Source organism: Pedobacter folensis, from assembly GCF_056490665.1.
This window is the reverse complement of record NZ_JBWJIF010000003.1, coordinates 290642-316230: the sequence shown is the minus strand read 5'-3', so window position 1 is coordinate 316230 and position 25589 is coordinate 290642. Positions and strand designations below refer to the sequence as shown.

Here is a 25589-nt window from a genome sequence, read left to right as displayed (position 1 = left end):
ACGATTATGGCGGGTATTCTTGTATGGCATCTTTGCTATTGTTTACATTTTTTGTCATGATAATCATTTCCTATTTTTCGGATGAGAAAGGGGCCTTGCATATAGCGCTTTACGCCGTGGGGGTGCTCCTATTGGTATTATTGGGCATAAGACTAATCGCTTATAAGTCTAAACATGAAGCAAAAAACATGCGGTTAAAGGTATCTGAAGAGGGACTCCAATATTATGAGCACCTCACCTTGATCGAATGGAGGGCAATAACAGATATTCAGATTATTAACCGGGAGCTCTCAGTTTCTGTTGGTACGTCGCCAGCGTTAGACTTTAAACTGAATTTATTGAATACAGATCTGGAGTACGATTTTGACGACTTCTGCCAGTTACTGAATAAGTACTACTACCCCAAAAGTATTTATACCTATGAAACCTGGTCTTCCTGCGGCTGTTAAATAAATCATGATGAAACCTATATTCACCACTGTATTACCGGATGAGGAACATCAAAATTATACACAAAACCCACTGTGGCAACGACTTGATGCTTATTCGCCGGATAATGATGATTTCGCAATCCCATTCTCCAGGAAACTGGCGGTTACCGAAGGCTGGACAAGACGGTTTACCTTATTGGCAATTGAAGAATATAAGCGTTTTGTGTACCTCTGCTGCATATTACGCAACGGGGCATCACCTTCAATTGTGGTAGATAAAGTATGGCATATGCACTTACTTTATACGGTGGAATATTGGAAAAAATTTTGCCCTTTGGTTTTGGAGCGGGAATTACACCATTACCCAAATGTAGGCGGTATAGTGGAATATAATAAACATCAGGATTGGTACCTGGAAACACTGAAACTTTATATCTTGATTTTTAAAGAAAATCCACCTCCCGATTTTTGGCGGATACCTAAAGATATTTCCCCCTATCTATTGTCTCAACCTAAAGATAAAAGAGCTTATCATACGATGTTGACGGCGAAGAAACAGATATTAACGAAAATTACCAGCGTACTACGTAAATTCCGTTTAACCTAATGTTTTGTTTATTGTAGTCTTTTAGGTTTTATTAGGATTATTTTATCTGCAGTCTATGGCATGGCCATAGGCACTGGTTGTCTTAGGAGATATAAAGGGGATACCCAAATCGGCCGACCGCAATATAAGTAAGGCACCCATAAAAAACATAAACCAGGGGATAAGTTTGTTGGTATTAAAGTGAATGTATTTCTTCAGGAAGATCCCTCCCAGCGAAATCATGAGCATAAGTGGTACGGTACCCAAACCAAAAAGAAACATAAAAGTAGCACCAGATTTAATGCTACCCGTATTCAAAGCAGTTGCAAGTGCCAGATACACCATTCCGCATGGGATGATGCCATTCAGCATACCCGCAAACAGCCCCCAACATGGCATGCCGAATACTTTACCCATAAGCCTGGCAAGTGGCTGTAATAGCTTTAACTGTATTTTCGAAAACCTACTGGTGTAGGCTTGACTGAACTGAAGGGCAGTGAATAGAATAAGTATAAAACCGATTAACAAACTCAGTGTTTTCTGATCGCTAAATATGCGGATACTGTTTCCTAACATGCCTACTAAAAGCCCTAAAATGGTATATACTGCAATGCGCCCAAATTGGTAGAGTAAAAGCTGAAACCCGCTTCGAAAGAAATTCTGTTTCGCAAACGGCATACCCAACATAATCGGACCGCACATTACAGCGCAGTGCAGGCTTCCGAAAAGGCCCATCAAAAATGCCAGTGGCAAAAAATTGGTCATAGCGTGATGTTGTCTTTAAACAGATAATCTTTGCCTGAAGCGCGCCATTGAAGGTTTAAAAACCACATACCTCTGGCCATTTTAGTTTTATCGACCAGAATGAGATTCGCCGTTCCCGAGGTGTTTCCTTTTAGCTTAACATCATCATCACTATTAACAGGGCGCATTAAAATGAGGTGGTAAGTAGCACTATCTTTAATTTCGATAATAATCTGAGTTGCTGTAACCGTGATTTTGGGTTTGGCATTATCCTCTATAACACGCTGTTTGGCATCGTATTCTGAATTGTAATGGATTCCCTTTTCATAATAATTTTCTTCGATCAGAGCGTCACGTCCGTGTACATGAAACATATAAACCACCATACACACAATAAACATCATGAATGTAAGCATACCCAATACTATTTTTGTTCCCCAGTTCATATCTCTTTTTTTAATTTTGAATGCATGAATTTTGAATGACTTCATGTTAACGGCAATTCCACATGCCAATCATCTCTCATTCAATCACTCCACTCCTTCCGGCTGCGCGAAAAAACTTGTATTTGCCGTACTTAAAACTTCGCCATTTACCACAATTTCGAAAACCGCGTCGGTTTTATATTTTTTGATGGATTTATTCTTCCTGATTAAAAAGAATGTGAGATGTGCTGAACCTTCTTTTGGCAAAACATCGGCTTTTTGGATAAAATTAATTTCGTCTCTCTTGTCTTTCGATCTGAAAGTAAATTTTACAGCCTTATTGGTTTTGTTAATCAACTCTGCATTATACAAATTACTCGTTCTGTCTGTACCCCTGCTCTGGTATAAGGTGCCACTTGCTCTTAAAACGGTGGTTTGGATATCTTCTCTTTTATAAATCAATGAAGAAAAAACCATCATTACAACAAACAGTACCGCAGCATAACCGTATGATTTTAAGCCAATTTTATAAGGTTTACGCGCATTAATAAAATCCTGATTAAAAAAACCAATCAGATTTTTGGGTTTGTTGAGTTTAAGCATCACCTCGTTACACGAATCGATACAGGCGGTACAGTTTACACATTCAAGCTGTGTACCTTCTCGGATATCAATACCTGTGGGGCAAACCTGTACGCAAAGCCCACAATCAACACAATCACCCGTGTTTAAAGCCAACTCCTGTTTCTGCATACGACCACGCGGTTCTCCCCGGGTAAAATCGTAAGCAACAACCAAACTCTGATTGTCTAACAGCACACCTTGCAGCCTTCCATACGGACAGATTACCGTACACACCACTTCGCGCACATAGGTAAAAACGCCATAGAATATAAATGTAAACAGCCAGATGGATACGAAGCCAGAAATATGGCCTGATACCGGCTCCGTTATAATTTTAAGGAGTACATCCGAACTAATCATGTATGCCAAAAAGGTATTCGCAATGGCAAAAGAAATCACCAGAAAAATAAAATGTTTACTTCCTTTTTTGAATATTTTCTCTGCATTCCAATCGGCCTGGTCTAGTTTTTTTTGTTTATTGGCATCGCCTTCAATCCAATATTCAATCCTGCGGAATACCATTTCCATAAAGATCGTTTGCGGGCAAGCCCATCCGCACCATAACCTGCCCAACACGACTGTAAAACACACGATGAACATGATGAAAATCAGCATGGCAAGGGCGAAAAGATAAAAGTCCTGCGGGGTAAAGATCAATCCGAAGAATATAAATTTTCGCTCAATAAAATTAAGCAGTACCAGCTGCTCGCCGTTAAGTTTTAAAAACGGACAGGAGAATAAAAACAACAGCAACACATAACTTACCCATTTCCGGTAAGTATACAACCTGCCCGATGGTTTTTTAGGATAGATAAAATTTCTGCCCTTGCCTTTATTTTCTTTTTTATTTTTTAATAACATCGGCTTTGTTCACACTGTCTTTCGGCGCTTTCATTTCATTGTCTTTTAAATCTTTTGCTTCGTATTTCTCGCCTTGAGGCGCTTTGGCTCCTGCAGGGTTTGTTCCTTTTAGCGATAGGATAAAATTGGTAACGGCACTGATCTGTTTTGGGTTCAGGTTTTTCTCCCAACTAATCATCCCTTTCTCAGGAACCCCATATTTTATGGTTTTGAATACATTGTTTACACCGCCTCCATGCAACCAATACTCATCAGTTAAATTCGGCCCGATGAGGCCCTGGCCTTTATCGCCATGACAAACCACACAGTTGGTATTAAAAATAGTTTTACCGTCTTCCAGTACAGTTGCTGTATTATCAAACTTTACTGAGTTTTCATCAATGGTATTGGCCGATTTTTCGAGATAAGCCGCTTTCTCTACCTGCGCCTTGGCCATTTCGTTTTCATATTCTTTGTCCTGCAAATCTCCATATCCACCGATGTGGTAATAAAAAAGATAAGCTGCTGCGAAAATCATGGTCCCGTAGAAAAGAAAATTAAACCATGCTGGAACAGGATTATTCAGTTCTTTAATACCATCGTAAGCATGATCAATTATCAGATCCTTTTCTTCTTCAATGGGCCTTAAACTTAAAATTTTGGTCCAGATGGAAGGTTTAACCTGTTGTTGTTTTAACCAGGCATCGTAATCTAAAACTGGTTCTTTTATCGGTTCGGTGTATGGTGTAGGATTTAACTGTTCCTGATACATGACCTTAAATGCATTTAGCAGCGTTACAGAAACGAAAAGCAGCACAATTGCGAAAACCAGGAGGATGATAATCAGTATTTCCGACTGGTTTAACCCCAACCCTGCCTGAGCAGGTGTTATGGTTTCTGCAGTTTTCTCATCCGCAGCGAAGGCTGTAACTGATATGAACAGGAACAATAACAATAGTTTAATCTTCTTCATGTGCAATAGGTTGGTTATCTTGAATAGGAAGCTGGCTCATCACTTCGATATGTTTTTTATTTAGTTTGAGCAGGTAAATACCCACAATTACAAAAAACACCATGAACATGAGCAATGAGGTGATGAGGTATAATTCACCACCGGCTAAATCTTTGATCTGGTTGAACATCTTTTATTGATTTGAAGGAATGTTTTCTTTATTTGCTTTGATATCGGTACCCAAACGTTGCAGATAAGCAATAATGGCGACTATTTCTCTATCGCTTTTAACTTTTATGTTGTTCTGTTTTAGCTCGAGTGCAATCTTTTCGGCCTGAACTTTTAAATCATCATTAGCACGTTGATCGTAACCTTCGGAATAAGGAACGCCCAATGTTTGCATGGCCATGATCTTGCTGACTGTGGTTGTAATATCCAGTTTCTGTTCGATGAGCCATGGGTATGGAGGCATAATGCTTCCTGGTGACATTGATGCAGGATCGACCAGGTGATTGTAATGCCAGGCATCTGAATATTTTCCGCCTATGCGGTGAAGATCGGGGCCTGTTCTTTTACTTCCCCATAAAAACGGGTGATCATAAACAAACTCTCCTGCTTTACTGTATTCGCCATATCGCTCAGTTTCAGAACGGAAAGGCCTTACCGTTTGCGAATGGCAGTTTACACAGCCTTCTCTGATGTATAAATCTCTGCCCTGAAGCTCTAGCGCCGAATATGGTTTTACGCTGGAAATGGTTGGCACGTTAGATTGAATCGTAAAAGTAGGCATCATTTCAACCATGCCCCCAATGAGGATAATAATCAACGATAACACCATAAATTTCATCGGTTTGCGTTCCAAAACCCTGTGCCAGGCTTTATCAGCTGGAGAAGTTTCGACAATGATTTTGGTTAAAGGCATGGCCTCGGCCGGTTCGTTGGCCAGCAGTTTAGCTCTTAACATGGTTTTCGCCAAGTTATAAGTCATGGCAATTACCCCTATTAAATATAGTGCCCCGCCGATTGAACGTAAAACATGCATTGGTATAATCTGTAGTGTCGTGGCTAAGAAATTCGGATACTTTAATAAACCCTCGGGCGTAAATTCTTTCCACATCAAACCCTGGGTAAAACCAGCCCAATACATGGGTACAGCATAAAAAAGTATACCTAAAGTGCCTATCCAGAAATGGAAACCCGCTAATTTTTTAGAGTATAATTCTGTTTTGTAAATACGCGGGATTAACCAATACAGTACACCGAATGTTAAAAATCCGTTCCAACCCAAAGCGCCAACATGCACGTGCGCCACAATCCAGTCGGTAAAGTGGGCTACACCGTTTATCTGTTTTAAGGATAATAACGGGCCTTCGAAAGTGGCCATGCCATAAGCGGTAAGGGCAACCACCATAAATTTTAAGGTTACATCTTCTCTTACCTTATCCCAGGCACCACGCAAGGTTAATAAACCGTTAATCATACCGCCCCAGCTTGGGGCAATCAGCATGATCGAAAAGGCAACACCTAATGATTGTGCCCATCCAGGTAATGAAGTGTATAATAAATGATGAGGGCCTGCCCAGATGTAAATAAAAATGAGCGACCAAAAATGCAGGATACTTAATTTATAGGAGTAAACGGGTCTTCCGGCCATCTTTGGCAAGAAATAATACATCATGCCCAGATAAGGTGTAGTTAGAAAAAATGCCACCGCATTATGTCCATACCACCATTGTACCAGTGCATCCTGAACACCAGCATATACATAATAGCTTTTCATAAAAGAAATGGGCAACTCGAAAGAGTTTACAATATGCAATACCGCAATGGTAACGAAAGTGGCAATGTAAAACCAGATGGCCACATATAAATGGCGTTCTCTTCTTTTAAAAATGGTTCCGAACATGTTTACCCCAAAAACCACCCATATGATGGTGATGGCAATATCAATTGGCCATTCGAGTTCCGCATATTCATGTGAGGTGGTAAAGCCTAGCGGAAGCGTGATTACTGCCGATAAAATAATGAGCTGCCAACCCCAAAAGTGGATTTTGCTGAGCACATCGCTAAACATCCGTGCCTTTAACAAACGCTGAAGGGAATAATAAACGCCCATAAAAATAGCATTGCCCACAAAGGCGAAGATGACAGCATTGGTGTGCAGCGGCCTGATCCGGCCAAATGTGGTATACTGACTGCCCATGTTCATTGCAGGTTTAAACAGTTGCATTGCAACAAGCAAACCAACTGTCATCCCTATAATTCCCCACACCAGGGTGGCGATACCAAAGTTCCGGACAATCTTGTTATCGTAAGTAAATTTTTCTAACTGCATAATAGAAGCTGAATTTTTGTATGTTTTGTACACCAAAGGTATTTGGCAGTGGGCTGACAAAGTATGACAGCAGTTAGCTGGAAAAGTGATCTTCTTCACTTTTTTCGGCTTCAACCTCATCATCGAAGAGCATACGGATACCTGGGGTATGTACATCATCGTTCTGACCAGTTTTGTAGGCCCAAAAGAACGCAGCAAGAAAAATGATTGCCATTAAAAGGCTGCAGCCCACTAAAAAGTAAAGGATGTTCATATCAATTTATTTTTGCGGGCAAACCATCTGGTTGCCAGGGTTGTAAAGGAGATAATGGTAACCGTACTAATCGGCATCAGCACTGCGGCCACCAAAGGATAAAGGGTTCCCTGCACGGCAAAATAAATACCAATGCAGTTATACGCAATGGCTATAGCGAAACTTGTTTTAATGATCTTCAGCCCGTCCTTACTTAACTGGATAAAGTCAGGCAGAAAATTTAGGGCATCACCTTTCAAAATGGCATCGCAGCCGGGCGTAAAATTATTGATGTTATCGGTTATCGCGATTCCAAAATTACTTTGTTTTAAGGCACCGGCATCGTTTAAGCCATCACCCAGCATCATTACTTTATTTCCTTGCTGTTGAAGTTGTAGAACGGCATCCAGTTTTTGATGCGGGCTCTGACGGAACCTGATACTTGTATTTTTTGTAAAAATGGTATCCAGCATCCACCGGTCTTTATCGGTATCACCAGATAAAACCTGTAACTTAAATTTCGAAAGTTTTAAAATCAATCCAGCCAAACCTGAACGCCACAGCTGTTTGATGTCAAAACATCCTTTATAAACATGGTCGATCACCACATGCACTCCACTTTCACTTGCAGACTCTACCGCAATCGGTAACATAGACAGGTGCCCGGCATAAATACTGTGGTTGTTTATTAAGGCGGTCAAACCTTTTCCAACCACCTCTTTATAATCGCTGAGCGAATAAAACCGGTCAACATTTAAGGCTTTTAAAATATGCCGGCTTAGGGGATGGATAGAGTTTCGCAGCAATGAGGCTACCATACTTTTTTCCTCGCCTGTTAGAGATCCGTTGAAACCAATTTCGGCATTTTCGTTACTCGTTAGCGTACCTGTTTTATCGAAAATAAGGGTATCACATTTGGCAAGTTCTTCAACTGCATCTGTATTTTTTACATAAAATCCCTTTTTATCAAAAACCGATAAAATGGCAGATAAGGTAAATGGGGTACTTAAAGCCAGTACGCATGGACAGGCCACAATAATCACTGCTGTAAATGCCGACCATGCTTTGTGGCTATCGTTTTGGAACAACCAATATGTGGTAGCTGTAAATGCGATCAGGAAAACACCCAGGCTGAAGTATTTCGCTACAGTATCGTTAAAATTCTGTTTTTCGGTATTGTTTTTATAATTATCGTTGTTCCATAAACCAGTTAAATAACTCTGTGAAACAGGTTTGATTACTTCGAGTTCTATGGCCTCACTGGTTTGTCTGCCCCCTGCATAAATGATCTCACCCAAAACTTTGTGTACGGGTTCCGATTCGCCCGTAACAAAACTCATGTCCATCCAGGCCTCACCTTTCATCAGAATGGCATCAGCCGGAACCAGTTCGCCGTTCCTGATCCATAACCTGTCGCCAATCTTGATTTCGTTTATCGATACCGGCTTTTCTTTGCCATTTAACAAGCTAGTTACTGCAATTGGAAAGTAGGAGCGGTAATCACGATCAAATGAAATGTGATGATAGGTGCGCTGTTTGAGCCATTTCCCCATTAAAAGCAAAAATACCAACCCGGTTAGGGTATCGGCAAAACCTGGACCTGTGCCCAAAACAACTTCAAAAGCTGTGCGCAGGAAAAGTACTGCAATAATCAACGCTAAAGGGGTATCGAGATTAATATGCCTGTGTTTAAGACTTGTGATGGCCGAGGTAAAATAATCGCGGCCACAATAAAAAACCGCAGGAATAGAGAAAGCAACGTTTAGCCAGCCAAACAGCGATTGAAACTGCCTCTCAAAACCAGATAAACCAAAATATTCCGGAAAACTGAAGAGCATTACATTGCCCATTAAAAATCCGGCAACGGCTATTTTTAATACCAAAGCTTTATCTACCGAACTGCTGTGTTCCTTTACTACATCCTGCAGACTGATTAAAGGTTCATAACCAATCTGGTTTAAAGTTTCTACGAGCTGCCTCAAAGAGATTTCGGTGTGATTGAAACTTATGGTAACCTGTTTTTTAAGAAAATCGATCCTTGAGCTGAATATAGCGGAGTTGATTTTATAGAGGTGTTCTAACAACCAGATACACGAACTGCAGTGGATAGCCGGGATATAGAGGGTAATAATACTCGAACGCTCCTGTTTATAATCCAGCAGCTGCTCAATAATTTTAGGTTCGTCGAGGTATTCTAAATGACTTTCATTTTTAAATTGCCTGCCCGGGTTGTTAGTGTACACATAATAATTGCATAAATTATTGTCAGAAAGGATCTTGAAAACAGCCATACATCCGGCACAGCAAAAATCTTTATCTGCTGTATGGTATTTTACCTTGGGCAGATCTTCGCCACAATGGTAGCAAAGGGCCTGTGTTGCGGTTTTATTTTGATCTTCCATTATTGCCTTACTTAAATTGATGAACTGAACAACTGGGTTTTGGGCTGTTTAAGCCATAGCTTCTCGTCGAAAGCCATACACACGTTTCTTAAAAACGATCGCCCTTTGGTGGTAATCCTGATTTCTTTTTCGGTTACCCAGATCAGTTTATCGCGTAATAAGGGCAACAACCTGTCATAAACAAGTTCGGGGATACCTTCTTTGTACACGGTATTTTCCTTACACATGATATTAAGGATATGTTTTCTTATTTCAAGATCTTCCGCTGTAAGGAAATGTCCTTTTTCTACCGGTAGTACACCTTGTTCAATTTTATCAAGATAATCTTCTACCTTTTTCGGGTTTTGTGCAAAAGCCGTCCAGCTATCGCTGATGGAGGACACCCCAAGGCCAATCAATAAATGGGTATGGCTGTTAGTGTAACCCATAAAATTGCGGTGCAGTTTCTGTTCGGTCATTGCCTTAAACAAAGAATCGCTTTTCAGTGCAAAATGATCCATGCCTACGTCTTTATAACCCGCTTCATCGAGCAAGTGCCTGCCCAACTGGTAGAGCGCAAATTTTTCGTCGCCCAGAGGAAGATCTTCTTCGGTATAATGTCTTTGGCCGGGTTTTAACCAGGGCACATGAGCATAACTGTAAAAAGCAATCCGATCGGGTTGCATAGCAATAACCTCTTGCATGGTATCTGATAAGCCTGAGATGGTTTGCCCCGGAAGACCGTAGATCAGGTCAAAATTAACGGAGCGATAACCAATTTCCCTGGCTTTTATGGTAACCTGTGCAACCTCTTCAGGCGTTTGAAACCGGTTAATTAAAAACTGAACTTTAGGATCAAAATCCTGTATACCCAGGCTTAACCTTTTAAAGCCGAGTTTGAATAAGGTTTCAAGATGTTCGGGAGTAGTATTTGCAGGATGTGCCTCGAAAGAAAATTCTATATCCGGAGCCAATGTTGAGTTTAGGGTAATTCCGCTAATGAGTATTTCGAGGTTGGTCGGACTAAAAAAAGTAGGTGTTCCGCCGCCAAGGTGTAGCTCTTTTAATTTGGGCTTGCAACCTAAGGCTTTAACATACATTTCCCATTCGGCAAGTACGGCCATGATGTAGGGCAGCTCTACTGAATGGTTTTTAGTAATGCGCGTATTGCAGCCACAATAGGTACATAAACTTTCGCAAAACGGCAGATGGATGTATAAACTTATTCCTTCTTCCTGATGTATTGCATAGGTTTTTGCTACGGTTGTTAACCAGTTTTGCTTATTAAAATTTTCATTATCCCAGTAGGGAACAGTTGGATAACTGGTATACCTGGGGGCCGCAACATTATATTTTTTAAGCAATGCCGAAGTTTCCATTATTTTAGCATTTTAAGAGTAGAACATTCGTTTTGGCAGCAACATGCCTTACCTACACATTTGCCTGCAGCCCATTGATCGAGGTTTTTAATGACCTGCTCCATGCGGAGTTTAGCTTCTGCATCTCCAGCGGCCAGGGGAACATTTGCTACCTTTAAACCGGCCGAACCGGCGGCTTTTAAATCAAGATGATCGGTTTCGGATGATGAAGTAGCGATATATTTTATGCCCAATGCTTTTAGGCCTGTAATCATGGCTTCACTCAGCTCATCATTATTAAAAACCAATAAGGCCTCTTTTCCTGCTGCAAATGAAAGTGTATCGGCGGTTAAACTGTTGGCAATTATGGTGATGTCGTGTTTTTTGTAATTGGCCAGTACCAACCATTCCTTTTCATCGGGTTTGATGTTATAAGCTATAGCTTTCATATACAGAGTTTATCTATACAAAACTATAGTGGAAGTAAGCGGCAACAGATGAGGATGCTTAGAGAAAAAAATGATTTTTGTTACATTTCTGAATTTGGAGTTAGGCGTCTGGGATCGATTAACTGATTGATTAGTCCACAGTCTGAAGTCTTTAGTCCATAGTCGATTAATCCATGAACAACTTGGCTATCAACCATGAACCATCCGGCTATTGACCGATGGGCAGAATAAGTTGGGCGTTTGGAGTCAGTTAAGCGCTTGAGTAGTCCAGAGTCTGAAGTCTTTAGTCCACAGTCGATTAATCCATGAACGACTTGGCTATCAACTATGAACCATCCGGCTATTAACTAATGGGCAGAATAAGTCGGGCATTTGGAGTCGATTAACCGATTTAAACAATTAACCGATTAACCCCTGGGCAATCAACCATTTATCAACAACCTGAGTATCAAATACCAGTTCTCAGTTTGCAATTTACAGTTAACCGATTTAAACAATTAACCGATTAACCTCTAGGCAATCAACCCAATTACTGTTTAATATTCCTTAGCTTTTCTAAGGAGAGGATATTAATGGCATTACCTGTTTTATCGATGAGCTTTTCATCTTTAAAATCAGCGAGCATTCTGCTTACTGTTTCGCTGGCCGTACCTACCAATGCAGCAAGATCATCGCGCGAGATCCTGATGGTACAGCTGTCTTCAGTACCGTCGCCAAATTTAACGGCCACCTGTAACAATGCTTCTGCCACACGTTTTCGTACGGATGAATAAGCCAGCTGGAGCATTTGCTTTCCTTTATCGCGTACATTTCCAGATAATAAAGCGATAAAAGTTTTGGATACCGCCTGATGGTTGAGCAAGTATTCCATAAAATCGGATTTGGGGATCTGGATAATGTCTGATTCTATTAAGGTTGCCGCATTGTCTGTGTATACCTCGCCATTACATAAACTTTCGTATCCAAAAAAATCTCCGTCATGATACAGGCTGGATGAAAGTTCCCTGCCATCCTTAAAACGTTTGTAGGTTTTTACCTGGCCCTTAACTAGATAATAAAGATGGGTCGGTTCATCCCCTTCCACATAAATAATTTGTTTGTTGCCAATTGGCCTTGATTTGCCCCTTTTGCGAAGTTCGTTCATCACCGTTTCGCTATTGCCTGCGCCTGAATTAAAACCCGATGATTGTTGTTTTTTCTTAAACCTGCTTTCTATGGCCTTAAAGAGTTCGATGTCATCAAATGGTTTGGTGAGGTAATCATCTGCTCCCATTTCCATACCTTTTCGCATGTCTGCCCGCTCAGTTTTCGCCGTAATGAAAATAAAAGGAATGTTTGCCGTTTTCTGATTTTTATTCAGCAGGTACAGCACCCCATAACCATCCAGTTCCGGCATCATGATATCGCAAAGGATTACATCAGGTAAATGGTTCAGGGCCATTTCTACACCTAACTTACCATGTTTGGCGGTAAAAGTTTCGTAACCGGCCAGATCCAGTACTTCGGCCGTACTTTCCCTGATGTCATCATTGTCTTCAATAATCAAAACTTTCTTGTTCATGGGAATGGGTATTAAACTGTAAAATTATTTATGGAAGTTAAAGCGGAGTGTAAAAACCGTACCCGAATTTTGTTCACTCTGGCAGGCTACGGTTCCATTCATCAGGCCTACATATCTTTTTACAATGTTTAAGCCTAAACCTGTGCCAGGGATATCGCCAGTATTATGCGCCCTGAAAAAAGGTTCGAACAGGTTATTCTGATCCACTTTTGGAATGCCAATGCCGTTATCCTTCACTTCCAGAAGGAGCTCATCATCTTTTAAAATAGAATTGAACTGGATCAAAGTATCGGCACCAGAATATTTTATCGAATTGGAAATGAGGTTAATCACACAGTTTTTCAACAGGTTCGGATCAAGATAAACTTCGGCAGTTGTACCGGTATGTTCGTAAATAATATGCTGGTTCTCTTTGGTCATCATCTGCATTTCTTCTGCAATTTCTTCTGCAAAGCTGATGATATTGAAAGTTTGGGCAGATGCTTCTACTTTTCCGGCTTCAAGTTTTTCCAGCGAAAGAAAGTCGTTTAAGATTGTAGTGAGGTTATTGATCGAATTTTTGATTTTCAGCGTATGTTTTTCTACACTGGCCACATCCTGTTTAGAAGTATATTTATCTATTAAAGAAGCTGATAATTGTATAGAACTAAGTGGCGTTCTAAACTCATGCGAAGCCATGGAAACAAACCTTGTTTTGAGCTGATTAAGTTCTTTCTCTTTCTGAAATAGCGCCTGCATATTTTCTTTGGCCATTTCGAGTTCGGATACCAGTTTAACCAGATCGTGTGTACGCTCTTTTATTTTAACCTCTAGTTTTTCGGTGTAACTTCTAATCTGCTCTTCATTGGCTTTTTCTTTACTCAGATCGTGGATAAAACCAGTATAAATTTTACGGTCACTAAATTCTATTTCGCTTACGCCCAGCCTAAAGGGAAAAACAGAACCATCTTTACGCTTTCCGGAAACTTCTCTCCCAACACCTATAATGTGTTTCTGCCCGGTATGTTCATATCTGGATAAGTAGCCATCATGGCGCGAATGGTCGGGCTCCGGCATTAAAACCGAAACATTTTTTCCCACCAGTTCTGCTTTATCATAACCAAAAAGCTCAAGTGCAGCCGGGTTTAAATGTTCAATAATCCCTTTATCATCAATAGTGATAATTCCATCAATGGCATTTTCAATAATTGCATCTAAAAATTTCGATCTATCCATGTATCACATCAGTATATCCTTGTAAATATAGAAAAGTTATTCCCGATCTTTTTTCCCTTATTCAACAATCAATCCATCCAGTTTGTCTTTCGACTTCGCCAGTTGCTCATACAATCCTTTTAATTCACCAGATGCCTGATCGGCAACCTCGGCAAAAAGCTTTTTATAATAATTAATGCCTTCGGCCAGCTGGAGTTTGAATCCGTTTAATTGCTTTCTTTTTTTATCGCTAAAATTTTGAAGCTGCTGTTTGATATCTTCCTGAAGATAGTCGATGTATAGGTTAAGCTCTTTGATAAAAATATGTGGCCTTTCCACTTTGCTCAGCAGGTTAATTTTTCCATAAATATGGCCAACCATCTCCTCAAATGAATATACATCAGAAAAATAAGCCAGGTTTGGTCCCGGGCAAATGGCTATTGCGGTATTTTCTTTTGGTTTAACCATATTATATTTCAAATAAGTTGAGGAACATAAGCCTTCACAAAGGCAAACTTTTTCGGTTACCAGGTTAAACTGTTTCTGGTATTCATCTTCTGATAGACTAGCTGTTTTTAAGCTTTTGATCTTTAAGTGCTGATATTCGCGGGATGCCGTACAGATGGCTTGTTCGGTAAATTCGGTATTGTTGCAGAGGTATTTTTTGGTACACGGACTTCCGGGCCTGCCCTTTTTAATCCGCTCGGTGCGCTGGAGATCTATTGTACTATTTTTAAAATTATTAAACCGGATACCCAGCGGAGAGGCCCCGCTTAAATAAAAATCGCTTTCTGTCGAGCCGGCCAATTTTACTAATGTTTCGGCATCTACATTGGTTACTTCGGGTACCAACAGAAAAGGGCTTCCCCATCCTGTGGCATCTAGATTATAATATTGAAGGAGGAAATCGTGTTCTGCTGCAGTACCTATGCCACCCTGCACACTGATCCGTTGTTTAGGCTGTTTTTCTGTTTGGATTCCCTTTTGCGCCAAAGCAAATTGGTACATTTTAAAAAGCTCGATGAGCATATCATTTTTTTTGAGCTTAAATTCTTCCAAAATCGGCCCCAATAAATATCCTTCCGTTGCAAAGGCATGGCCACCACAATTTAAGCCCGATTCTATTCTGAATTCTGAAACCCACAAACCCTTTTTTGCCAAAAATTTAGCCTGGATCAATGCCGACCTGAAATCGCTAACTTTTAAGATGATTTTCTTTTTCAGCTTGCCATTTTCATCTGGAAAAAAGTCTTCAAAATTTTCCATATAACTGTATAATTTCGGGTTCATACCTGCAGATAACACCACTGAAGCGCTCAGTTTACTTTCTGCAAAACCACGAAGTGCCGCCAATGCATCGGTATTCATATCGCCGGAATATTCGCCATCTGCATAATTCATTTTATCTACCTTGGCCATGATGTTCACATCAATAGCCCCCATCCGCATCGCATTTTTTAAAAGCGACTGGAAGGTCTTTTTGGTTTCACCTTCAGGATATTCCAACATCAGATCATACCCATGTTTTAATTTAGCGGTATCGGGCAAAAGTTCGAAATAGCGGCAAATATCATTTCCAATTGAAAAATCCTGTTGTTTTAAAGTTTTGAAATCGTCGGTGATGGTATCCGACAAAAAATTGAGGTAGGCGGTGATGCGTTTACTCCGGCTATCCGTTTCTCCTTTTGGAATTGCATCGAAATGAATCAGGCGTTTTTTTGAATGATAAGCACGCATTCGCTCGATCAGTTCGTCATCAACAATAGAAAGCACGGATGAAATACCGTATCTGGCAACTTTAAGTGGGGTATCAATAGAATAACCTAAGCCTAATACGGGGATATGGAATGAATGTGGCATGATATTTTGTGATATAGGTTTGGCCTTTTATAACAAAAAGCCGATGATTTCGACAGCAAAACTATCGCAGTTGAACCAACCAAAGCATGATGCCAGTCAAAACGAAAAGTGAGTGAGATCACTTTTTAATGATTTTACGGAAAGTACTTATTCTACGGTATCGTGAACCTCAAATCTGCCCGTTTTAAGGTGTAAGATAATTTTAAACACGATAATATCTTCATCATAAGTATCTGCTTTGCCCGTACCATGTGACGGCTGTGCCGAAGGGGTATTGGTTAAAGGCATCATCCGGTGGATAATCCCCTGAAGTGCTCTTTGCTTTTCTGCATTATCATTGATTTCTTCAAACTTGCCCCAGCACACTACACTCTTCCAGTTAAAGGTATCGCGGATCTGGTCGGTCTGAAAGCATACCTGAGGATTACTTTTCATCATCCTGATTTTTTGCCCGGGAGCAGAGTGCGCGTAAACCGTGCCGTTATTGTACACATAATTGATGGGCACAATGTAACTTACGCCATGGGCATGGCAGGCCAAACGGCCAATATATTGTTCTTTAAGGAGCTTTTCTATTTCCTCTTCTTTTAATATGCCTAACATCTTCTTATCGTTAAATATTGATTAATAAACACCTAATCACCAGAAATATCCAGGACAATCCGTCCCTCAATCTCTCCTTTTTTCATTTGATCAAACACATTATTAATGTCTTCCAATTTTGCTCCTTTAACCTGCGCCCTTACCTTTCCGTCTACCGCAAATTCGATGGCTTCCTGCATATCTTTTCTTGTGCCTACAATTGAACCTCTAATGGTTATCCTATTCAACACGGTATCGAATATAGGCAGATCAAAACTGCCTGGAGGTAAGCCATTTAGGGATAAAGTACCTTTTCTGCGCAAGGCTGAAAGCCCCTGGCTAAATGCAACAGGCGTTACCGCCGTTACCAATACACCATGCATACCACCAGTTTGTTTTTTAAGAAATTCGCCTGGATCATGTTCCTGTGCATTAACCACAATATCTGCCCCCAGTTTTCTAGCCATCTCCAGTTTATCGTTGGAAATATCAATTGCGGCAACCTGAAAGCCCATCGCTTTTGCATATTGAACACCAAGATGGCCGAGGCCACCAATACCAGATATGGCAACCCATTCGCCTGCTTTTGCATCAGTTTCTTTTAAACCTTTATAAACGGTAACGCCGGCACAGATAATGGGTGCCATTTCTGCAAAATTTACATGCGAAGGGAAATGGGCAACATATCTCGAATCGGCAATTACATATTCTGCAAAACCTCCATCAACACTATATCCTCCATTTTGTTGCTCGTAGCACAATGTTTCCCAACCAGTTAAGCAAAATTCGCAACAACCACAAGCACTGTACAACCAGGGCACTCCAACTACATCGCCTTCCTGAACACTTTTAACATCATGGCCCATTGCCGCTACCAGTCCGATGGCCTCATGGCCGGGCACCAAGGGCATTTTTGATTTTACCGGCCAGTCTCCATTACAAGCATGAAGATCAGTATGACATACACCGCATGAAATTACCTTAATCAAAATCTCATATTGATTGAGCGGTCTAACCCGCAATTCTTCTATGGCCAGTGGTCCGCCATATTCATGAATAACTGCGGCTTTCATTGTTTTGGGATACATATATAGTCTGTTTAAGAATTGAATTTTATAATGATAAGCTGTTACATTGGGGTACAATGTTCGGGAGGTAAAACCAAAAGCGGGATCTGAATATGATCAGACATGTTCAGGGTATAGCTCCCTTTAAGCAGGCGATGAAAAAAACTGTGTTTTCGGTGCACCATGGCCAGAATATCGATCTGTCCGTTTTCGACAATCCAGTTTAAGCCATCTTGAACCCGCTCACTGTTTACATGCCTGTGGTAGATATTTCTATAGTTAACCCTATCGGCAACCCGATTTAAAAAATCTTCGATTTCTTGTTTGTGAAGCCTCGGATCAGATTGTGAATTACCGGTATGTGTAATGAGGATATCAGTATTAAAAGGTTTTGCAAATTCGGCAAGTGTACATAAAACCGGGATATCGCTATGGCTAAAATCTGTGGCGAAAGCGATTTTTTTTGGTTTCTTAAACCGATATCCCGCAGGAATAAGCAAAACAGGTATTTCCTGTTCGATGATTTTTCGGGCCACACTGCCCATAAGTGTTTTGGTTAACTTATCTGCCCGGTTTAATCCCGCCACCACGAGGTTCATTTTACAATCAGCAAAATATTTACTCACCTCTTGTTCTACTTCGCCACGAACAGATCTTCCAAACACTTCTGCTTTAAAACCAGGCTCATGATGGGCCATTTTATATTTTTCTTCAACTTTTTCAACCAGTTGGTTTAAGGCTTTTTTAGCCTCCTGCTCTATAAGTTTATATTCTTCGAGCGGCCATACCAGAGATGCGGCGGCAGGAGAAAACTCCGGAACCTGAAAAACATTTAACAGTTCTACCCGGGCACCTATACCATGGGCCAGATTGGTTGCATAATCAGCTGCGTTCTCTGCCGCTGCAGAGAAATCAACAGCTACCAGGATCTTTTTCATATTCTATGCCGTTTAACTAGCATAAAGTTTGTAAAAACCTGAGGTTAAAAATATGAGCAGCATCAGTTATTAAAATGATTGTCTACCAAACGCTTCCGTTAAAAAGTGATGTAGTTATTACAAGCCGCTAAATAAATATTTAGACTAATTATCATTACCACAAAAAAAGATTAAATCGTTATGCTTTCCGTAATTTCAATGTTTTAAAATTATACAAGATGAGTGTGCATATAGGCTTAATGATCTGGAAGGAAATGAAGCAGAAAGATATTTCTGTTTCAGACATTGCTGCCGCGCTTGAGATCAGCAAAACAAAGGCACAGGAAATGCTGAATGCCGCAACGATTGATATCCTTACTTTGGTACGCGTGAGTGAATTCCTGAATTACAATTTTTTCAGCTATTACGAAAGCGGAAAGGTTTTCTCCAAGATCGAGCTACAGGAAAAAAAACGGCTGGCAGCAGAAGTTGACCGGTTAAAGGCTTTGCTCACTGAAAAGAACAAAGCCCTCGAACTTCAGGAAAGGTTAAATAAGATTCAGCTCAGTACAATTTCACTATTGGAAAAAGGCCAGTTTAGATGATTTTCATGACAAAGCGCGTGCTTTTAGTACACGCGCTTTTCACCAATTGGTTTATTAACCCATCAAAATCCTGAGACAATTGTTATTGCCAGCCTGGGTTTTGCTGCATTTTTGTAATATCAATTTCCGTTTGAGGGATCGGCATGTACCACATCTTTTGATTAAAAGGCCTGTTTTCTGCGGTAACCAGATTGTAACTTGAGCCAGCTGCATCAGTCCAAACAATACCTTTAATTTCGCCACCGAAAGTCAGTTTCCATCTTCGGTCATCAAAAAAACGATGTTCTTCAAAGGCAAGTTCCACTCTTCTTTCATGTCTGATGGCCAATCGCATCTGCTCTTTAGACAATCCTGCCTGAAGGTCTGGTAATCCCGCCCTGCTGCGAATCAGATTGATATAAGTATAAATTAAGGGATCGGCTGCTGGAGTTGTGTTAGCTTCATTGCTTGCTTCTGCATAGTTTAAGTAAAACTCTCCCAATCTGAACCAAACACTCATCATTTGCCTGCCGGGACCTGAAGACAAATTCACTGTTTCGTCGCAGTATTTACGTAGATAATAGCCTGTTTTGGTATTATTATTACCACCGTTAATGGCATCTCTTCCTCCAGGATAAGTTTGTACGGCAAGACCTCTTACGATGCTTCCATTGTACCATACCGTAGCATAAAAACGAGGTTCTCTATTCAGGTAAGGTTTAGCTGGGTCGTATCCCGAAGTTGGATCGGAAATATCCTTTCCATTGGCCATCTGGTATTCATCAACCATATTTTGGGTGGGGGTCATATTTCCCCAGCCATTACTTCCTATCGGATAATAGAGCTGTTCGTATGTTTTTCCATTACCAAGATTGATAAACCAGATTATCTCCTGATTGGCAAAAATATTAAATACCGCTTTGTAATTTTCGGCTTTATTGGCATTGGCATTGTACAAAGAAAACTGATTGAGATCGATCACATCCTTTGCTGCCTTAGCCGCATTTTGCCATTTTGCGATATTGTCTGCAGTGTTCAATGGACTGGCTGCATATAACAGAAGTCTCGATTTTAAAGCCATACACATCGCTTTATTCGCCCTTCCTAATTGATTTGTGGCATAACTTTGTGGCAGTAAAGGAATCGCATCATCAAGATCTTTTTGAATAAAAGCCACACATTCATCATAACTATTTCTTGGGATCTGAAATTCCTGATCTACAGCTAAGCGTTTATCAACGATTGGGAACCTTCCAAATACTTTAATAATATCGAAGTAATAGAAAGCCCTTAAAAATAAAGCCTCTCCTCTTAATCTTTTTCTAACATCTTCGTCTTCAGGGCTAACTGCAGGCACACCAGGTAACTTTTCCAACAGAATATTTACCTTTCTGATGTTTCTGAACGAATTTGCCCAGATGTTGCCTATAAAGGTGGTAATGTTTGTCGGACCATATCCACCACCGTTAAATGCACGGCCATTTTGGAAGAAGGTTGGCGCCCCTTCGTCGCTGAGGCAATCTAAAGGGGTATTGCCATCTCCGGTTCTGGTAAAGGGCGACGGAAGGCCGGTATAAATATTATTTGCAAAATTTTCAGTTTGGATCATCGTACTGAAAGCCTGCGCTTCAGTTATATTTTCATTGGGTGCAAGGTTTAAAAAATCCTTATTGCACGAATAAAAAGTTGTGCAGGCAACCAACAAAACGGCTATGATTATTATTTTTTTCATGACGCTGTATATTAAAATTCTAGAAATCAAGGTTTAAGCCGAAATTGTACACTTTCTGCTGTGGATAAGTAGTTCCAATACTTCCGCTACCGTATTCGGGATCAACCAGTTTAATTTTAGACCAGGTTACCAGGTTTTGACCATTGGCAAATACCCTTACCCTCTTTAAACCAACTTTTTTCAAAAGGTTTTGTGAAAATGAATAGCCTACCTCGGCATTTTTTAACCTCAGGTAATTTCCATTTTGCTGGGTAAAGGTAGAAAGCCGGGTATTGTTGGCGTTTGCACCAATGTCTATCCTTGGGTAAGTGGCTGTTGCCGCATTCTCCGGTGTCCAGCTGTTTAAATGATCCTTTAAAGCAGTTCCTTGTCTATCAAATGGAACATAACCAAACTGATCGAAATAAACACTCGAATTTGCTGATCCCTGAAAAAGCACACTTAAATCAAAGTTTTTATAGCTTAAATCAAATATTAACCCATATTGCATTTCTGGAACGGTGGAATAGCCAATCGCTACGCGGTCAAAATCATTTACCAATCCATCTCCATTGTAATCGAGGTATCTCAAATCGCCTGGTACTATTTTACTGGTATAGGTTTGTGTTGGGTTTGCGGTTATTTCCTGGTTATTGGCAAAAAATCCCTGCGAAATTAAGCCCAATGGCTGTCCTACACGTTTTCCCTTACCCGATTGATAATCGAAAAGTGGTGTAGCCTCATTGTTATCAATTACTTCACTCCGGTTAAAGCCGATGTTTCCTTTAATATTTACCAGTAGGTTATTGAAGTTTTTACGCAGGCCCAATTCAACCTCAAAACCCTGGTTTTTTACCTGTCCTTTATTTATTGGTGGCGAATTAGGGAGGCCAGCCAATTGCGGAACTAAAGAGTTGACCAGAATCTGTTTTCGGTCTTCACGGTAGAGGTCGAGATTTAAAGTAATGATGTTGTTAAAGAATTTACTTTCAAAGGCGATGTTTTTCTTATACCCGCGTTCCCAGGTAATATTTTCATTCCCCAAAAAAGACTCTGCCAATCCGGGTGTACCTGCCGGAGGATTTCCGAATGAACCACCTGTAGCATCAGCAAAATAGCTATTGAATAAGAAACGGCTACCACCGATCTGATCATTACCAACTACGCCATACGATGCTTTTAACTTTAAAAAGGAAAGAAATTTAAGGTTTTCTTTGAAAAAATCCTCTTCGGTAGCAATCCATCCAATGGCTCCTGCCGGGAAAAAGCCAAAACGTTTGCCCTTCGCAAAATTTTCTGAGCCATTGTAAGCATAAGTAGCCTCGGCAAAATATTTGTTCCGGTAATTATAGGTTGTTCTTCCGGATAATCCTTGCAAGGCAGCAGGAATATCTACGTTGCTATAAGATTTTTGCTGGGTATAGATGGCAGAACTGGTTAGCGCATGATTGCCAAAAGTCCTGTCGTAAGCCAGTATCGCCCTGTAGGTGGCAAAACGGCTTAAGCCATAAGCGCCACTCACCGCGCCAAGTTTAGAACCGGTTCTGGTTCTGGTATAGCTACCATTTGCATTATACTGGAAAGCATCATAGTTTTTAGACCTGGTTTGATCCTGAGTGTAATTGGCATCGTAAGAAAGAGAAGCCGTTGCCGATAAGCCTTTAGTTAGGACATCTAATTTTTGGGTGATGGCAAAAGTACCCTGCGAACGCCCGGTGTACGATACCACATAACCATTATCTGAAAGTTCGGCTACCGGGTTGTTGGTTAGCGAAACTGCTGAACCCCATGTTCCATCAGGGTTTTTAATCGGATATATGTTCGGTGCAAAACGAACGACAGCAAAAAATGGTTCATTCTCGTATCTCGGTCTGTTTACAGAACCGAAACTTCCCGATAAATCTAACCTTAAGAGCGTGGTTTTGGTTACGTCAACATCAACGTTACCGCGAAAATTATACCTTTTAAAAACCTGATCTGAAGGGTATGGCGTTTCAAATTTATTATAGATACCCGCCTGAGACAAATAACCGGCCGAAACGAAGAACCTCGCAAAATTCGAACCTCCGGTAACGGTAAGGTTCTGACGGGTCATCACAGACGATTTTCTTAATAAAATCTTGGCAAAATCATTATCCGGGTATAAATATGGATCTGAATGGGTTCTGTATCCTTCCAGCTGGGCCGGACTATAGGTTAGTGGCGTTCCGTTATTTTTATTTGCCTGATTAATTAATGTTGCATACTCATAAGAATTGACCACTTCAGGTATTCTTGTGGGTTCCTGAAGACCATATTGGCTGGTAAAACTAATGGATGGTGCTTTTGCTGCAGAACCTCTTCTGCTCGTAATCAGCACAACGCCGTTTGCTCCCCTTATCCCATAAATGGCTGTAGCTGTTGCATCTTTAAGAATACTCACACTCTCTACATCACTTGGTTCGATATCAGCAAGGGTACGTCCTTCAACTCCATCAACCACAACCATTGGGCTGGTGCCGTTTAACGTAGCTACCCCTCTGATCAATAAGGTTGCTCCGTCACTTCCCTGCCTGCCGTTTCGCTGAATCGAAATTAATCCAGGTAATCTTCCTGCCAGGGCATTACTTAGGTTCGCTACCGGACTCTGTTTTAGTTCTTTTGTAGATACTGAAGAAATTGATCCGATTACACTAGCCTTTTTCTGTACACCTTGTCCTACCACCACCAGCTCCTCCAATCCTTTATTATCCTCCAGTAAAGTGATTTTTAAATCACCCTCCTTGCTCACGATGATCCTTTGTGTAATATACCCTACTCCAGATACGATAAGTACGTCGTTAACCTTTACATTTTTTAAGGAGAATTTTCCATTAAAATCTGTAGAGGCGCCATTATTTGAATTTTCGAGTTTTACATTTACCCCTGGAACCACCTTTCCGGTCTCATCAAGAACCTGACCATTCAATGTAAAATCGGGAATACCAGTAGTCTCTTCTTCCTTTTTTTCTACAATGGTTATGGTTTTATTGCGTAACTTATACGATAATGGTTTGCCCAGAAAGACCAGGTTTAAAACTTCTTCAATTGAAGCATTTTTCACCTGCAGGGTAACAGGTTTAACTTTCTGCAATAGTTCATCGTTGTATAAAAACGCATAGTTGGTTTGTTTTTCAACTTCCTTAAAAATGACCTTTAAGCTGGTATTCTTAAGTGTTAAAGTGATTTGTTGTGCCCGCCCACCGGCATGTACGCCGAGCGAAAACAAAAAAATCAATATTGTGGTTAGCTTCATAATCCTGATACTCTGAATAAATATTGGGCAAAGCGATTTTCTTTCATGTTCTTTGACATAAAACAGATATTTCATACTTTAGTAATGTTTGGTTAAAATTTGGTTAGGTATACACGTAATACAAATCAGACCTTACAAAACCGGAAGTAGTGGATTACTCCCGGTTTATTTTTTTTAAGGGCCAATTTTTTATAGGTAATTGTAAATTTTATTTCATCATAGGCATTATAATTAATTTGTTGTACATCAATTACTGGTAATCAACTGAGAGCGTATTCCCATTTCTTTTAAACCTCAGGCCTGTAAGATCAGTGAGGATTTTCAACACATCTTCTAATTTTTCAGACCGCAATATTTTTCCGCTATAATGTAATTCTGGGTTTTTATTGGTGTTGTATTTTATTTTGATGTCGTACCATCGGGAAAGCTCTCCCAATATGGCTTCGATTCCATCTTCTTTAAAATAAAAGTAGCCGTTTTTCCAGGCCATTACCTTTTCTAAATCAGCAGGACTTAGTTTAATTTTTCCTTCATTTGATACGGCTTGCTCTCCAGGTTTTAGCAAACACAGCGCGTTATTTGTTGCCATGCTTACCGATCCTTTAAGCAAAGTAGCCGACACCGTTTTTGCCTGAAATGCGTTAACATTAAACTTCGTTCCCAATACCTTTAATTCAATACCATTTACCATTACTTTAAAAGGTCGTGAAGCATCATGTGCAACCTCAAAATAGGCTTCTCCTTTTAAGGATACGATACGGTTATTACTTTTATCAAATGATACCGGAAAGGTTAATTCAGACAAGTTATTTAACCACACGGCTGTACCATCGGCAAGATTAATCCTGAAGGTTTTTCCTGTTGGCACACGAAGAATATTATGTGCAGATGCAGCTAAGCCAGAAATTTTATGATAAGAAACAGCATGCTGATTAATTTTAATTTCTGTACCATCTGTTTCTTTAACGGTTTCGGCCGTTTTTTCCAGATCGACGCTTCTGCCGTCAGATAAAGTCAGCATCATTTTATTCCTGTCGGGTTCGGTTACCGATACAGTTTTAGTTAGCGGTTGAGGGTTTGAAAGATTAGATTGGTAGTACCAGGCAATACCGGCTCCGGTTAAAAGTAAAACCGCAGCATATTTTAGTATAAGCTTTAAAGTAATTGATTTTGGATTAGCAGCGTTTACCTTTTGTTTTACGCTTAGCAGGGCTGCTTCTAAATCCAGGTTGTTTAGATAATTTAAACGCTTGTTTAAATCGCTTTTATCTTTATACTCATCCAATAACTTTTGAACGCGTAAATCAGAAGACAGCAAATCCTGAAACCGTGCTTCTTCTTCTGCAGTTAACTTCTGATTTAAATGGCCCTCTATTAATCTTGCGATTTCAAACGGGTACAGCTTGCTCATCAAATTGTTTATTGGTTTTGCAGGTAAAGAGACTTAACTGGCCAAGAAGGATGGAAGAAAAAATAAAAAAA

At 40.3% G+C, this 25589-nt stretch carries 22 protein-coding genes; 3 read left to right on the top strand and 19 right to left on the bottom strand.

Annotated features, from left to right (window positions below; all coding sequences use genetic code 11):
• Positions 1-56 precede the first annotated feature (56 nt).
• Positions 57-449 carry a hypothetical protein gene (locus AC04QZ_RS15890; protein WP_478358570.1) on the top strand — a complete coding sequence of 131 codons (393 nt, stop codon included), beginning with the start codon at positions 57-59 and terminating at the stop codon, positions 447-449.
• Between the two features lie 7 nt (positions 450-456).
• Entirely contained in the window at positions 457-1038 is a 582-nt protein-coding gene (locus tag AC04QZ_RS15885; RefSeq protein ID WP_478358569.1) for a glycine-rich domain-containing protein, read from the top strand.
• Between the two features lie 42 nt (positions 1039-1080).
• Here AC04QZ_RS15885 and AC04QZ_RS15880 read toward each other — a convergent pair whose 3' ends face one another.
• From AC04QZ_RS15880 to AC04QZ_RS15805, 16 genes are all read right to left on the bottom strand, one after another.
• Positions 1081-1782 (bottom strand): sulfite exporter TauE/SafE family protein, encoded by a 702-nt coding sequence (locus tag AC04QZ_RS15880; protein WP_478358568.1) that lies wholly within the window; start codon positions 1780-1782, stop codon positions 1081-1083.
• Entirely contained in the window at positions 1779-2252 is a 474-nt protein-coding gene (locus tag AC04QZ_RS15875) for a FixH family protein (protein ID WP_478358567.1), read from the bottom strand. Before AC04QZ_RS15875 ends, AC04QZ_RS15880 begins: the two co-directional genes overlap by 4 nt.
• Before the next feature lie 39 nt (positions 2253-2291).
• Positions 2292-3671: a cytochrome c oxidase accessory protein CcoG gene (ccoG, locus tag AC04QZ_RS15870; protein WP_478358566.1), complete on the bottom strand. Its 1380-nt coding sequence runs from the start codon at positions 3669-3671 to the stop codon at positions 2292-2294.
• Positions 3655-4623 (bottom strand): cbb3-type cytochrome c oxidase N-terminal domain-containing protein, encoded by a 969-nt coding sequence (locus tag AC04QZ_RS15865; RefSeq protein ID WP_478358565.1) that lies wholly within the window; start codon positions 4621-4623, stop codon positions 3655-3657. The genes ccoG and AC04QZ_RS15865 overlap by 17 nt, the downstream gene beginning before the upstream one ends.
• A complete protein-coding gene (locus AC04QZ_RS15860; protein WP_478358564.1) occupies positions 4610-4792 on the bottom strand; it encodes a hypothetical protein in 183 nt (60 codons plus the stop codon). The genes AC04QZ_RS15865 and AC04QZ_RS15860 overlap by 14 nt, the downstream gene beginning before the upstream one ends.
• 3 nt (positions 4793-4795) lie before the next feature.
• On the bottom strand, positions 4796-6937 hold the full coding sequence (ccoN, locus tag AC04QZ_RS15855; protein ID WP_478358563.1) for a cytochrome-c oxidase, cbb3-type subunit I: 2142 nt from the start codon (positions 6935-6937) through the stop codon (positions 4796-4798).
• A 73-nt stretch (positions 6938-7010) separates the two neighbouring features.
• The gene (gene ccoS / locus AC04QZ_RS15850) at positions 7011-7190 is read right to left on the bottom strand and encodes a cbb3-type cytochrome oxidase assembly protein CcoS (RefSeq protein WP_478358562.1); all 180 of its coding nucleotides are present in this window, start codon (positions 7188-7190) and stop codon (positions 7011-7013) included.
• Complete coding sequence (locus AC04QZ_RS15845; protein WP_478358561.1) at positions 7187-9571, bottom strand: heavy metal translocating P-type ATPase; 2385 nt, start codon at positions 9569-9571, stop codon at positions 7187-7189. The genes ccoS and AC04QZ_RS15845 overlap by 4 nt, the downstream gene beginning before the upstream one ends.
• Before the next feature lie 11 nt (positions 9572-9582).
• Entirely contained in the window at positions 9583-10929 is a 1347-nt protein-coding gene (gene hemN, locus AC04QZ_RS15840) for an oxygen-independent coproporphyrinogen III oxidase (RefSeq protein ID WP_478358560.1), read from the bottom strand.
• The gene (locus AC04QZ_RS15835; protein WP_086544893.1) at positions 10929-11357 is read right to left on the bottom strand and encodes a Rossmann-fold NAD(P)-binding domain-containing protein; all 429 of its coding nucleotides are present in this window, start codon (positions 11355-11357) and stop codon (positions 10929-10931) included. The genes hemN and AC04QZ_RS15835 overlap by 1 nt, the downstream gene beginning before the upstream one ends.
• Positions 11358-11886: 529 nt before the next feature.
• Positions 11887-12918 carry a response regulator gene (locus tag AC04QZ_RS15830; RefSeq protein WP_478358559.1) on the bottom strand — a complete coding sequence of 344 codons (1032 nt, stop codon included), beginning with the start codon at positions 12916-12918 and terminating at the stop codon, positions 11887-11889.
• 24 nt (positions 12919-12942) lie between these two features.
• Positions 12943-14133 (bottom strand): PAS domain-containing sensor histidine kinase, encoded by a 1191-nt coding sequence (locus AC04QZ_RS15825; RefSeq protein ID WP_478358558.1) that lies wholly within the window; start codon positions 14131-14133, stop codon positions 12943-12945.
• Between the two features lie 57 nt (positions 14134-14190).
• Entirely contained in the window at positions 14191-15972 is a 1782-nt protein-coding gene (locus tag AC04QZ_RS15820) for a hypothetical protein (protein WP_086544890.1), read from the bottom strand.
• A gap of 147 nt (positions 15973-16119) precedes the next feature.
• Positions 16120-16575 carry a pyridoxamine 5'-phosphate oxidase family protein gene (locus AC04QZ_RS15815; protein WP_086544889.1) on the bottom strand — a complete coding sequence of 152 codons (456 nt, stop codon included), beginning with the start codon at positions 16573-16575 and terminating at the stop codon, positions 16120-16122.
• Positions 16576-16607: 32 nt separating this feature from the next.
• Complete coding sequence (gene adhP / locus AC04QZ_RS15810; RefSeq protein ID WP_478358557.1) at positions 16608-17642, bottom strand: alcohol dehydrogenase AdhP; 1035 nt, start codon at positions 17640-17642, stop codon at positions 16608-16610.
• Between the two features lie 41 nt (positions 17643-17683).
• Positions 17684-18559 carry a universal stress protein gene (locus tag AC04QZ_RS15805; protein WP_478358556.1) on the bottom strand — a complete coding sequence of 292 codons (876 nt, stop codon included), beginning with the start codon at positions 18557-18559 and terminating at the stop codon, positions 17684-17686.
• A 218-nt stretch (positions 18560-18777) separates the two neighbouring features.
• Between AC04QZ_RS15805 and AC04QZ_RS15800 the strand changes: the two genes are divergently transcribed.
• The gene (locus tag AC04QZ_RS15800; RefSeq protein WP_478358555.1) at positions 18778-19143 is read left to right on the top strand and encodes a helix-turn-helix domain-containing protein; all 366 of its coding nucleotides are present in this window, start codon (positions 18778-18780) and stop codon (positions 19141-19143) included.
• An 82-nt stretch (positions 19144-19225) separates the two neighbouring features.
• Here AC04QZ_RS15800 and AC04QZ_RS15795 read toward each other — a convergent pair whose 3' ends face one another.
• The 3 genes from AC04QZ_RS15795 to AC04QZ_RS15785 all read right to left on the bottom strand — a co-directional run bounded on the left by AC04QZ_RS15795 (position 19226) and on the right by AC04QZ_RS15785 (position 25518).
• Positions 19226-20854, bottom strand: coding sequence for a RagB/SusD family nutrient uptake outer membrane protein (locus AC04QZ_RS15795; protein WP_478358554.1), 1629 nt, complete (start codon positions 20852-20854; stop codon positions 19226-19228).
• Between the two features lie 19 nt (positions 20855-20873).
• Positions 20874-24182, bottom strand: a complete 3309-nt coding sequence (locus AC04QZ_RS15790) for a TonB-dependent receptor (RefSeq protein ID WP_478358553.1) — start codon at positions 24180-24182, stop codon at positions 20874-20876.
• 175 nt (positions 24183-24357) lie between these two features.
• Positions 24358-25518, bottom strand: coding sequence for a FecR family protein (locus tag AC04QZ_RS15785; RefSeq protein ID WP_478358552.1), 1161 nt, complete (start codon positions 25516-25518; stop codon positions 24358-24360).
• Positions 25519-25589: the final 71 nt, after the last annotated feature.